Origin of the sequence: Streptomyces sp. NBC_00442, from assembly GCF_036014195.1 — a bacterium.
GTDB lineage: Bacteria > Actinomycetota > Actinomycetes > Streptomycetales > Streptomycetaceae > Streptomyces.
On the sequence record NZ_CP107918.1, the window covers coordinates 6,263,727 to 6,275,055 of the forward strand.

10 protein-coding genes are annotated in these 11,329 nt (G+C 72.5%); 4 read left to right on the top strand and 6 right to left on the bottom strand.

Annotation, left to right across the window (positions count from 1 at the left end; translation table 11 throughout):
- Window positions 1–24: 24 nt before the first annotated feature.
- Both OG432_RS28075 and OG432_RS28080 read right to left on the bottom strand, forming a co-directional pair.
- On the bottom strand, window positions 25–1,191 hold the full coding sequence (locus OG432_RS28075) for a glycosyltransferase family 2 protein (RefSeq protein WP_328313741.1): 1,167 nt from the start codon (window positions 1,189–1,191) through the stop codon (window positions 25–27).
- Window positions 1,188–2,051: a glycosyltransferase family 2 protein gene (locus tag OG432_RS28080; RefSeq protein ID WP_328313742.1), complete on the bottom strand. Its 864-nt coding sequence runs from the start codon at window positions 2,049–2,051 to the stop codon at window positions 1,188–1,190. The genes OG432_RS28075 and OG432_RS28080 overlap by 4 nt, the downstream gene beginning before the upstream one ends.
- 929 nt (window positions 2,052–2,980) lie before the next feature.
- On the opposite strand from OG432_RS28080, the gene OG432_RS28085 reads away from it, so the two are divergent.
- A complete protein-coding gene (locus OG432_RS28085) occupies window positions 2,981–3,790 on the top strand; it encodes an SGNH/GDSL hydrolase family protein (protein WP_328313743.1) in 810 nt (269 codons plus the stop codon).
- A 97-nt stretch (window positions 3,791–3,887) separates the two neighbouring features.
- Here OG432_RS28085 and OG432_RS28090 read toward each other — a convergent pair whose 3' ends face one another.
- Window positions 3,888–5,561, bottom strand: a complete 1,674-nt coding sequence (locus OG432_RS28090) for a serine/threonine-protein kinase (protein ID WP_328313744.1) — start codon at window positions 5,559–5,561, stop codon at window positions 3,888–3,890.
- A 301-nt stretch (window positions 5,562–5,862) separates the two neighbouring features.
- Between OG432_RS28090 and OG432_RS28095 the strand changes: the two genes are divergently transcribed.
- A complete protein-coding gene (locus OG432_RS28095) occupies window positions 5,863–6,126 on the top strand; it encodes a hypothetical protein (RefSeq protein ID WP_328313745.1) in 264 nt (87 codons plus the stop codon).
- 29 nt (window positions 6,127–6,155) lie between these two features.
- Here the strand turns inward: OG432_RS28095 and OG432_RS28100 are convergent, their stop codons facing one another.
- Window positions 6,156–7,352 carry a CaiB/BaiF CoA transferase family protein gene (locus OG432_RS28100; protein ID WP_328313746.1) on the bottom strand — a complete coding sequence of 399 codons (1,197 nt, stop codon included), beginning with the start codon at window positions 7,350–7,352 and terminating at the stop codon, window positions 6,156–6,158.
- Between the two features lie 489 nt (window positions 7,353–7,841).
- On the opposite strand from OG432_RS28100, the gene OG432_RS28105 reads away from it, so the two are divergent.
- Window positions 7,842–8,855, top strand: a complete 1,014-nt coding sequence (locus OG432_RS28105) for a Gfo/Idh/MocA family protein (RefSeq protein WP_328313747.1) — start codon at window positions 7,842–7,844, stop codon at window positions 8,853–8,855.
- Between the two features lie 47 nt (window positions 8,856–8,902).
- A complete protein-coding gene (locus OG432_RS28110) occupies window positions 8,903–9,496 on the top strand; it encodes a helix-turn-helix transcriptional regulator (protein WP_328313748.1) in 594 nt (197 codons plus the stop codon).
- Window positions 9,497–9,580: 84 nt separating this feature from the next.
- Here OG432_RS28110 and metK read toward each other — a convergent pair whose 3' ends face one another.
- Both metK and OG432_RS28120 read right to left on the bottom strand, forming a co-directional pair.
- Window positions 9,581–10,798: a methionine adenosyltransferase gene (gene metK, locus OG432_RS28115; protein WP_328313749.1), complete on the bottom strand. Its 1,218-nt coding sequence runs from the start codon at window positions 10,796–10,798 to the stop codon at window positions 9,581–9,583.
- 73 nt (window positions 10,799–10,871) lie between these two features.
- Entirely contained in the window at window positions 10,872–11,267 is a 396-nt protein-coding gene (locus OG432_RS28120; RefSeq protein ID WP_328313750.1) for a hypothetical protein, read from the bottom strand.
- Window positions 11,268–11,329 lie beyond the last annotated feature (62 nt).

Here is an 11,329-nt window from a genome sequence, read left to right on the forward strand (position 1 = left end):
GCACCGGTCCGGTGCGCGCGGCGGTCACGCCGCCTCGCCTTCTCCGGCGGGGGCCGTGCGCACCGTCATGTCCGCCTCGCCTTCTCCGGCGGGGGCCGTGCGGGTGGCCGGGATGTGCGCCTCGCCCTCCCGGGCCGGACCCGTAGCCGTGACCCTCATGTCCTCCCCGGCCTCCCCGACCTCCCCGGCCGGTTCCGGCCGCCACGTCCTCTCGATGGGGGCAACGGTGAAGGCCGCCTGGCCCCGGCGGGCCCGCAGGGTGCCGAGCAGGTAGCCGCCGGCCGCCGCCGCGACTCCGGTCACGATCGCGCCCGCGCGTCCCGCGCCGCCGGGCCGGCCGAGCACCGCGTCGCGCACCCCGCGTGCCACCCCGGCCGGCAGTACGCGGCTGGTGTAGCGCCGCTCGGCCTCAAGTCCCTTTCCAGCCCCCACACTTCGGGCGACCAGGGCCTTGGAGAGCCCTTCCGCGTACGCCCTCGTACGGAAGTAGCCGAAGCGTTCGCGCGCCGCGGGCACCCGATGATGGATCACGGCGCGGTCGTCGATGAGCAGGACGGCGTCGGGCAGCGCCTTGCTCAGGCGGATGCACAGCTCGGTCTCCTCGCAGCCGAGCGGGCGCTTGTCGCCGTCGCGGCCGATCCCGGTGGCGAAGCCGCCCGCCGCCTCGAACGCCGCGGTGCGGAAGGAGGCGTTGCCGCCGAGGACGTTGCGCACCGGGACCCGGCCAGGCGGCAGACCGCGGTAGGTGCAGCCGACGATCCAGTCGAACTCCTCGGGGAACCAGGCGGGCCTGCGCCCCGAGGCCCAGGCCGGCAGGGTGCGGCCGCCGACCGCCATCACGCGCGGGTCGTCGTATCCCTCGGCGAAGCGGCGCAGCCAGTCGGGCTCGGCCACCGCGTCGTCGTCGAGGAAGGCCACGAACTCGCCCCGGGCCACGGCGATCGCGGTATTGCGGCCGGCCGAGAGGCCGCGGGGGCCCGCGTTGGCGAGCAGCCGCACGGCGCCCGAGGCCGTGTGCTCCGCGTACTCCCGGGCGAGCCGGTTCAGGAGGCGCTCGTTGTGGTCCACCACGAGCAGCGTCTCCAGGGGCGGCAGGCGCTGCGCGCGAACCGAGGAGACCGCCGCGAGGATGTCCTCCCAGCGGTCCTCGGTGTACACGCAGATCACCACAGAGAAGTGACGTTCCGTCAAGTCGCCTCTCCTCGCCGCGCGTTGAGGAAGACGGCCTGGGTGCGCCGGTGGGCACGGGGCACGGCCTTCTCCTTGAGGATCACCTTGAGCACGCGGATGCCGTCGTGCACCGCGCTGAGGTGGGAGACGCCGTGGATCCGGTTGTACTCGTAGCTCGGGACCTCCTGGACGCGCAGGCCCGCCTTGACGATCCGGATGTTGATGAGGGTCTCGATCTCGAACCCGGAGCAGTCGAGCACGATCTTGTCCAGGCAGCGCTTCCAGAAGGCGTTGTAGCCGTAGCAGAGATCGGTGTAGCGGGCGCCGAACTTGTGGTTGACGATGCCGCACAGGACCGCGTTGCCGAGCCTGCGGACCGGCGTCATGTCGTCGGTGCCGCCGCCGTTGGCGAAGCGGGAGCCCTTGGCGAAGTCGGCTCCGCCGACCAGCGCGGAGACGTAGCTGACGATCTCATCGCCGTCCGCCGAGCCGTCCGCGTCGACCATGACGATGATGTCGCCGGTGCAGGCGGCGAATCCGCTGATCAGGGCGTCTCCCTTGCCCTTGCCGACCTGCTTGACGACCTTGACGTCCGGCCGCAGCTCGCGGGCCACGCGCACCGTGTCGTCCGTGGAATTCCCGTCGACCAGGACCACTTCGTGGATCCAGTGGGGAAGCGTCTTGAACACATGGGGGAGATTTTCGGCCTCATTCATCGCCGGGATCACGACGCTCACGGGCGGTGCAATGGCGAGATTCGCGGAAACCGGGCGGTAGGCACGGGATATTCGGCTGTCCGTAGCGACGGCCGGGTCGCGGTCGGGAGTTTCCGCAATTAATTGATCTTGGCCCGGTACGGCCGGGTGTACGGAAGGAGTCATGATGATGTATCGGTCCCTCTCGTCCGGTGGACCGCCCGCCCCCGGGCGGTCCGGCTGAGTTTCCGGTAACGAAAAGGGGGCTCTCACGCCGGTCATGACGGCATGGCACACCGCACTCCTCGGGTGAGCCGGCATTGCTGGCCGCGCGGCCCGTTCTCCGGCCCGCACAGGGCGAAGGCCGGTCACGGTACCCCCCTACCGCGCCCCGCTCCGGTATTCGTCGCGACGCTCGAAACCTCCCCCGGTGTCGCTTTGCATGAGGGACCGGTGCGGATGGATGTAGACGGTATTGATGATGGGGACTGTAGGGCAAGGGCTGAAGCCGGGCCTTACTTTTCTGTGATGTGCACCGGATTTTTCCGATCGAGCCCGGAGCCCTTCACCTCCGTTCCCGCGTGAAGTCGAGCAACAGCCCGTACAGGAAAAGGAGAAGGCCGATCGCGCGAGAGATTCCCGGCGGCGCAGCAGGAACGCGAGGGCCTCGGCCGGCGTGGCCACCAGGTGGAAGAGTGCGAGCGGGCGCGCGGCGGGGAGTCCGGGGCGAAGGGGATCAGGGCCGCGCCGGTGGCCGAAACGGTCAGCGCCGCTCCCGCGAGGCCGGGCAGCACATCGGCGCCCAGGAGCGCACTCCCTGCCGGTCTGTCACTGATGGTCTGCATTGGCGACGGTTCCCCCCGATGCGCCGGATGCGAGGCTTCAATGTGGCGCAGTCCGGACAGTCCCGTCAAGACGGCGATTCGCTTGCGGTGAACGGATCTTGACGCATCGTCAGCGGAGTGTGGCGCTCCGGTGAAGGATTACTCGCGAGTTGCTGACGGATCACCGGATAAGCGCAGATGTCCCTCCGATGTTCTTGGCATGGACACTTCCCGCGGCTCGTACTGGCTGGTACCACTGCCGTGGCGGAAAACCCGCTACAAGGAGGTTCCATGAAACTGTCCCGAATCGCGGCATATGCATGGGCGCTCGTGCTGGCTGTCGCGCTTTCCCTCACCGGGGCCGGCGTGGCGGCAGCGGCAACCCAGGCGGCCGGATCCCACTACGTGGCCCTCGGCGACTCGTACTCATCCGGTGTCGGTTCCGGTAGTTACGACAGTTCGAGCGGCAGCTGCAAGCGCTCCACCAAGGCCTATCCGGCCCTGTGGGCGGCGGCGCATTCACCCGCCTCGTTCAACTTCACCGCTTGCTCGGGCGCTCGTACGGGTGATGTGACGGGGAGCCAGCTCGGACCGCTCAGCTCCACCACCGACCTCGTCTCGATCACCATCGGAGGCAATGACGCCGGGTTCTCGGACGTCATGACCAACTGCGTCCTGTACTCGGAGTCCACCTGCCTCAGCAAGGTGGCGGCGGCCCGCGGTTACGTCGACTCGACGCTGCCGGGACTGCTCGACTCGGTGTACTCGGCGATCAGATCCAAGGCCCCCAACGCCCACGTCGTCGTCATCGGATACCCGCACTTCTACAAGATCGGCGGCAGCTGCATCGCGGGCCTCAGCGACAACTCCCGCTCGGCGATCAACGGCGCGGCCGACGAGCTCAACTCGGTGACCGCCAAGCGCGCCGCCGACCACGGCTTCAGCTTCGCGGACGTCGTGTCGGGCTTCACCAACCACGAGATCTGCTCCAGCAGCCCGTGGCTCAACAGCGTCGTATGGACCAACATCGGCGAGTCCTACCACCCCACCGCCGCCGGCCAGTCGGGCGCCTACCTGCCCGCCTTCACCCGCGCGGCCTGATCCCGCGCCCGACCCGGCGCGCGTGACGGCGCGCCCGATCCCGCACCATCCCATCCGATCCCGTCCGAGCCCCTCGGTCCCGCCCGTCCGGCCGTGCTCATCCGGCGGGCGGGGACGAAGCGCCCGTCGGAGTCGGTGACGGCGACGGTGACGAGGAGGGCCCGCCCGGCGGGGTCTCCTCGTCGCACGTCACCGCGTACGCGACCGCGTCGGACGCCCCCTTCACCGGTGCGCGCACCTCGACATGGACCTCGTTGGAGCCACCGCGCGCGGGCGACTCGGTGTGCGCCACCTGCCGGGTCCGCGGCCCGCCCGCGGCGAAGGAGAGCGTCTTCCACTCCGGGGCGGACGAGCGGCCGTCCCGGGTGACCCAGCGGTACTCCAGCTCCGCCGGCGTACGCCCCACGGTGAACGCGACGACCATCTCCGGCGCCGATGCCACCGGCGCCGGGCACGCGCCGCGGTACCGCGCGCGCACCACCTGGACGGCGAGCCGCACCGACTGGGCGGCCGGCGGCGCGGGCGAGGGGCTGCCGTCCGCGGTGCTCGCGGACGGGGAAGGGGCGGGCACGCTGCTTTCCGGCGTGCCGCCGGTCGCCCCGGCCGCCGACGGGGAGTGCGGCACGGAGGGGACGGGGGCGCCGCCCGTGGGTGAACCTCCCGACGCCGTGCCGGAGTTGTCGCGCACCAGCAGCCAGACGAGCCAGCCCAGCGCGCACAACAGGACCAGAGCCCCGGCCAGCAGAACGGTGCCGGTGTGCCGCGGCCCCGTACCGCCCCGGCCCGTCGCGGTCCTAGCGCCGACGGATGCGGCCCCGACGGACGCGGCCCCGGAGTGCGGCAGTACGGACGTCCGCGGGGCAGATGCCGGGACCGGGGCCGGCGGTGCGCCGGGAGGCCCGGTCACCACCGTCGTCGCCTCGGACCCGCCCACCGGCGTGCCGCCCGCCGCCACACGACGCAACCGGTGCTCGGCCTCGTCGGCCGGCAGCCGCTGCGCGGGATCCTTGCGCAGCAGCCCCTCGATCACGGGCGCGAGCGCTCCCGCCCGACGGGGCGGCGGCAACGCGTCGTCCACCACCGCCCGCAGGGTCGACAGCGGGGTGTCCAGCCGGAAGGGGGAGCGGCCCTCCACCGCCACGTACAGCAGCACCCCGAGCGACCACAGGTCCGACGCGGGGCCCGGTGTACGCCCCAACGCCCTTTCGGGGGCCAGGAATTCGGGCGATCCGACGACCTCCCCGGTCATCGTGAGCGTCTGGCTTCCCGCCACCGTCGCAATGCCGAAATCGGTCAGGACCACCCGCCCGTCGTCGGCGAGCAGCACATTGGCCGGCTTCACGTCGCGGTGCACCACCCCCGCCTCGTGGGCGGCCCGCAGCGCGGCGAGCACCTCGGCGCCGATGAGTGCGGCGCGCTGGGGGGCCAGCGGGCCCCGCGCCTCCAGCACGTCGGACAGGGCGAGCCCGCGCACCAGCTCCATGACGATCCACGGCCGTCCGTCCTCGGCCGCCACGTCGTACACCGTGACCACGTTGCGGTGCGAGATCCGCGCCGCGGCCCAGGCCTCGCGCTCCAGCCGCGCGTACAGCCGCCGTACCTCGGGGGTGTCGAGGGCCGCCGGGGCCCGGACCTCCTTGACGGCGACCTCGCGGCCCAGGACCTCGTCGCGCGCCCGCCACACCACGCCCATGCCGCCGCGGCCGAGAGGGGAGAGGAGCCGGTAGCGTCCCGCGATCAACCGCCGCTCAGTGCCCGGCACTTCGCTCACTCGCGGGCCTCCCGTCCGAGGCGGAGAAACCCTTCCACGTTAACCGAGGGCCATGCGGTTGCCGCCCCCTTGAACGGCATTGCACCGTCAGTGCGAACATGGGTCGCGACTGTGTGTGAGGGTCGGTCGTAGATCTGTCCGGCACTGTCCAACTCGCCCTGGAATCAGATGTATTCGGAGCGGTGTCGTCAACCTGCGCCCCCTCCAGGTGAATCGCGTCACCGGGATGCACACGTGTGAACCAGGGGCGATAGGGTTACCCTGCCCGGGGCCGGGTGCCCTCGTACGGGTGGGGAGTGACATGGAACAGATAACAGTGCGCAGCAGGGCGCGAGTGCCTGCGATCACCTGCGGAAGCGGCGCGACCAGCTCGCGGCTCGACCGCCATCTCTCGGTGCTCGGCGGTCCCGCCGTCCCGCAGCGCGAGGCGGCCGAGGCGACCCTGCTGATGCGGGAGCTGACCTCGCGTGACCTTGCGCACACCCGCAGGAGCAAGACCGCTCGCGTCTCGCTCTTCGCGCCACTGCGGCGGCTGCGCCGCTCGCTCTTCGGCAGCCGCGGCTGAACCCACTCCCGACATCACGCGCGCCGCGTTCAGGCGATCACGCCCTCCCTGCGCAACCCGGCCATCTGCTCGTCCGTCATTCCCAGGGCCCGCAGGGTTGCGCAGGTGTGCTCGCCGAGCGCGGGAACCGCACCCATCACAGCCTCCTGGCTGCCGCCCAGATTGATGGGCGGCAGCAGTGCCCGGAGCGGCCCCACCGGTGACCCGACCTCCCGCCACCGGCCGCGCGCCGCGAGCTGTGGATGCGCGGCGACCTCGCCGACCGTGTTGAGCCCGGCGCACGCGATCCCGGCCGCCTCCAGGCGCTCGACCGCCTCGGCCGCGGTCAGGCCGGCCAGGGCCCGTGCCACCACCTCGTCCGTCCTCGTCCGGTGCGCGACCCGGGCCGCGTTGGTGGCGAAGCCGGGATCGTGCGCCAACTCGGCGCGCTCCAGGACCAGTTCCGCCAGGCGCCGCCACTCGCGGTCGTTCTGGACCGACAGCAGTACCTGCCCGCCGTCGGCCGTCGTGTAGGCGTCGTACGGCGCGATCACGGCGTGCGCGAGCCCGGTGCGCGCCGGTTCGGTGCCTCCGTGCATCACATGGTGCAGCGGATGCCCGAGCCATTCGGCGAGCGCCTCCAGCATCGAGATCTCCACCGGCCCGCCGAGCCCCGTGGTGCCGCGCCGCACCAGGGCCGCCAGGACGCCCGAGAAGGCGTACATGGCGGCCGCGATGTCGGCGGCCGGGATTCCGGCCTTGACGGGCTGCTCGGGCGTCCCGGTGACCGACACGAGGCCCGCCTCGCACTGCACCAGCATGTCGTAGGCACGCTTGTGCGCGTACGGTCCCTCGGCGCCGTAGCCGGAGATGTCGACCGCCACGAGCCGCGGGTGGGCGGCGCACAGGGTGGCCGCGTCCAGGCCGAGCCGGGCGGCCGCGCCGTGCGCCAGGTTCTGCACGAACACATCGGCGCCCGCGACGAGTTGGCGCAGGATGTCGAGTCCCCTCGGGTCCTTGAGGTCGAGGGCCACCGACTCCTTGCCGCGGTTGCACCACACGAAGTGCGAGGCGAGACCCCGGGCCGCGGTGTCGTAGCGGCGGGCGAAGTCGCCGCCGTCGATGCGCTCGACCTTGATGACGCGGGCCCCGAGATCGGCGAGCTGCCGGGTCGCGAACGGCGCGGAAACGGCCTGTTCGACGGAGACGACGGTGATGCCTTCGAGGGGCAGCGGCTGAGTGCTCATGACAGCCGTACCTATCGTGCGCGGGCCGCTCTTGTCACCCCGTCACCACCAGGCGGGACGGCCGGCGGCCGGGAGGCGCGGCCGAGTGCGGTGCCGTGGGCGCCGCGCGTGCGTGCCGGTGTCCAAACAGGTGCGGAACGTGATTTTCTCCGGCGGAACGACGGGTAAATCTCACGATGTGAGACGTCGGTCGGGTGTGGCCATGAGGCGTCATGGCCACTGACCGCCATCCGGAGGCGTTGATCACCCCCTGTCCGGCCGACACGATGGAAGCCGTACTTCGCGGCAATCACATCGCTCTCACGTTCGGGGGAACATCATGGAGAAAGCTCTGCGCGTACGGATATGTACGGCCGCCGCATCCCTGGCGCTCGCGGTGGGAGCCGTGGCCGCGGGCCATGCCGTCGCTTCACCGTGGTCGCCCGCGGCCCCGCACGCCCTGGCCGACGGGCCGTCCGCCGCGGTGGCCGCCCCCGGGGACGACAACGGGTGGTGGTAGCCGCCCCGGCCACCTCGGACGTGCCCGTCGCCTCGGAGGTGCCCGTCGTCCTGGACGCGCCGGACGCGCCGGACGCGCCGGACGCCCCGGACGTCAACGTCGGCCTCGTCGGCTTCGGAGTGGCGGGGCGTCAGCACGCCGAGGCCCTGGCCGGCGTGAGGGGATTCCGGGTCGCCGCGGTGGTCGAGGCGAACGCGGGCCTGACGACGGGCTCGCTGCGGCGCCTTCCCTCGTGGGAGGTGCTGCTCGCCGACCCGGGCATCAACCTGGTGGGGCTCTGCCTGCCGCCCGGCGGCCGGGCGGCACTCGCCCTGGAGGCGCTGAAGGCCGGCAAGGCCGTCCTGCTGGAGGCTCCGCCCGCCCTCAGCGAGGGGGAGGTCGACCTCATGGTGGCCACGGCCGAGCAGGTCGGCAGACCCATCGGTGTCATGCTCCAGCACCGGCACCGGCTCCCGGAAGCCGTCCGTGCGGCCGACTGGTCCGCGCCCTCGGTCACGGCGACGCTCGAAGTGTCCCGGTTCCGGCCGCCGGCCCACTTCCACCGGGCCGGATGGCGCTCGGATCCGGCCTCGGCCCTGGGCGGCACGGCCGCCCACCTCGCCGTCCACTACGTGGATCTCGCCTGCCAACTCCTCGGCGCCCCCTCGGGTGTGTGGACCGCCCCGCTGCGGGAGGTGCGCCGGGGCATCGACACCCGCGTCACCGGCGTCGTCGAGTTCGTCAGCGGGGCCACCCTCTCCTTCACCGCGACCTCCGAGGCCGCCGCCTCCTCGGAACGCCTGAGGGTGCTCGGCCCCGACCACAGCCTGTCGGTCGACAACGGGACCGTCAGCGCGCGGATCGGTGACGCCGAGGGGGTCTGGCCCACCCTGCGGGGCCCTTCGCTGCGGCGGCTCGTCTACCAGGACATGGCCGAGGCCATGAGGTCGGGAGGCAGGCCACGCCGCAGCGATCTGGAAGGCGCACGCGCCGTGACCCGGATCCTGCGGGCGCTGCGCGCGTGAACCCGTCCGTGCCCGGCACTCCGAACAGTTCACCCTGCGAGGTTTCGTTGTTCGAGATCGGTCTCATCCACAACCACCCGCTCATCGAGTGGGCCGTCAGCCAAGCCCTCGCGGGAGCACAGGACATGTGCGTCCACGTGCTGAGCGCCGACCGTACCGGGCCTGCGGGGCAGGGCGCCCTGCCCGGCCGTCTGGACGTCCTGGTGATGGACCGGCCGCCCGGCCGGTCGCCGCTGGCCGAGGCCGCGGCGACCCGCGCGTCCTGCGTGCTGCTCATGTCCGCCACGGGCGCCGAGGGCGCGTACCCGGGGGTCAGCGGCTGGCTGTCCGAGCGGTCCGACCCGGTGGCCCTCGCGGCCGAGATCCGCGCGGCGGCCCGCCGCTCCCGCGCGGCGGCCGACCGCTCGCGCCGGGCACGGACCCGGCCCGCGAGCACCCCGGACGACGTCACGCTGCTCTCCGTCCGCGAGCACCAGGTGCTGCGCATGCTGGCCCGGGGCCTGACGCACGACCAGACGGCGCGCAGACTCGGCATCAGCTGTCACACCGTGGACACGTACGTCAAGCGGGTCCGCTGCAAGCTCGGCGTCGGCACCAAGGCGGAGCTGGTCAGGGCGGCGATGGCGTACGGCTGCGACTGACACCGCGCCCCGGCCGCCCCGCCGCCCCGCCGTCACGCCCTCACGCCCTCGGGCCCTCGGGCCTCGGGCCTCGTCCTTACGCCGTCACGTCGCCCCGGCCGCCGAGCGCAGCCGTTCGGCCCGGTCGGTCCGCTCCCAGGTGAAGTCGGGCAGCTCGCGGCCGAAGTGGCCGTAGGCGGCGGTCTGGGCGTAGATCGGCCGCAGCAGGTCCAGGTCCCTGATGATGGCCGCGGGGCGCAGGTCGAAGACCTCCGTCACGGCGTCCTGGATCCTCGCCACGGGCACGGTCTCGGTGCCGAAGGTCTCCACGAAGAGGCCGACCGGCTCCGCCGCCCCGATCGCGTACGCGACCTGCACCTCGGCCCGTCGCGCCAGCCCCGCCGCCACGATGTTCTTCGCCACCCAGCGCATCGCGTACGCGGCCGAACGGTCCACCTTCGAGGGGTCCTTGCCGGAGAACGCGCCGCCGCCGTGGCGGGCCATGCCGCCGTACGTGTCGATGATGATCTTGCGACCGGTGAGGCCGGCGTCGCCCATCGGGCCGCCGATCTCGAACCGGCCGGTCGGATTCACCAGGAGCCGGTAGCCCTCCGTCTCGATGCCGAGGCGGGCCAGCTCGGGCTCCACGACGCACTCGTGGACGTCCGGCACCAGGACCGAGTCGAGGTCGACGTCGGGGGCGTGCTGCGCGGACACCACGACGGTGTCGAGGCGGACCGGCCGGTCGCCGTCGTACTCGACGGTGACCTGCGTCTTGCCGTCCGGGCGCAGATAGGGGAGCGTGCCGTCCTTGCGCACGGCGGCCAGGCGCCGGGCCAGCCGGTGCGCCAGCATGATCGGCAGGGGCATCAGCTCAGGCGTCTCGTCGCAGGCGTAGCCGAACATCAACCCCTGGTCGCCTGCGCCCTGTTGGCTCAGCTCGTCCACGGCCGCGCCCGCACCGCCGGGGCCGCCCGTGGTGCGGGACTCGTACGCGCTGTCCACCCCCTGGGCGATGTCAGAGGACTGCGCCCCGATGGACACGGACACCCCGCAGGACGCGCCGTCGAAGCCCTGGAGCGAGCTGTCGTAGCCGATGTCCAGGATCCGGTCCCGCACGAGGGAGGCGATCGGCGCGAAGGCGGCGGTGGTCACCTCGCCCGCGACGTGCACGAGGCCCGTGGTGACGAGGGTTTCCACGGCGACCCGCGAGGCGGGGTCCTCCTTGAGCAGGGCGTCGAGAATGGTGTCGCTGATCTGGTCGGCGACCTTGTCGGGGTGCCCTTCGGTGACGGACTCCGAAGTGAACAGGCGTCTGGACACGGAACTCCTCTGGAGGCGTGATCGGTGGATCCGATCGGCGTACGAGAGCGGCCGGCGGCCGGGCCGGCCGTGGTCAGGAGCCGGAGCGGGCGGCGGCAGGCGGATCCGCCTGCCACACCTCCCCGCGCACCAGCAGTTCGCCTGGGACGGCCCGGCGCACGACGAGGTAGACCTCGTCGGCCGGCACGGACAGGACCGCGCTCAACTCGTCGCGCAGCAACCGCAACAGCCGTTCCACGCTCTCGCGCGGGTACGTCTCCTTGCAGGTGACGAAGCCGATGGGCGCGTGCGGTCCCGCGGATCCCGGCTGCCACTCGGCGCGGTGCACCGAGTCGGCGTCGAGCCGCTGCCAGAGCAGCCAGCAGTGCTCCTGCGGGATGCCGAGGAGCCCGGTGACGGCCTTGGCGAGCCGGGCGAGAGCCGGGCGTCCGGGGCTCGCATCGGGCGACATGAGGGTGATGACGGGCATGGGCGGGGGCCTCTCGGTGGTGGGTGCGTCGGGGCGCGCGGCGGGGGAGCCCGGCCGGGGTG

What these genes read in the sequence shown, in the direction of transcription:
- OG432_RS28080 (WP_328313742.1), bottom strand. Translation starts at nt 2,051, where the DNA reads ATGACTCCTTCCGTACACCCGGCCGTACCGGGCCAAGATCAATTAATT.
- OG432_RS28085 (WP_328313743.1), top strand. Translation starts at nt 2,981, where the DNA reads ATGAAACTGTCCCGAATCGCGGCATATGCATGGGCGCTCGTGCTGGCT.
- OG432_RS28095 (WP_328313745.1), top strand. Translation starts at nt 5,863, where the DNA reads ATGGAACAGATAACAGTGCGCAGCAGGGCGCGAGTGCCTGCGATCACC.
- OG432_RS28100 (WP_328313746.1), bottom strand. Translation starts at nt 7,352, where the DNA reads ATGAGCACTCAGCCGCTGCCCCTCGAAGGCATCACCGTCGTCTCCGTC.
- OG432_RS28120 (WP_328313750.1), bottom strand. Translation starts at nt 11,267, where the DNA reads ATGCCCGTCATCACCCTCATGTCGCCCGATGCGAGCCCCGGACGCCCG.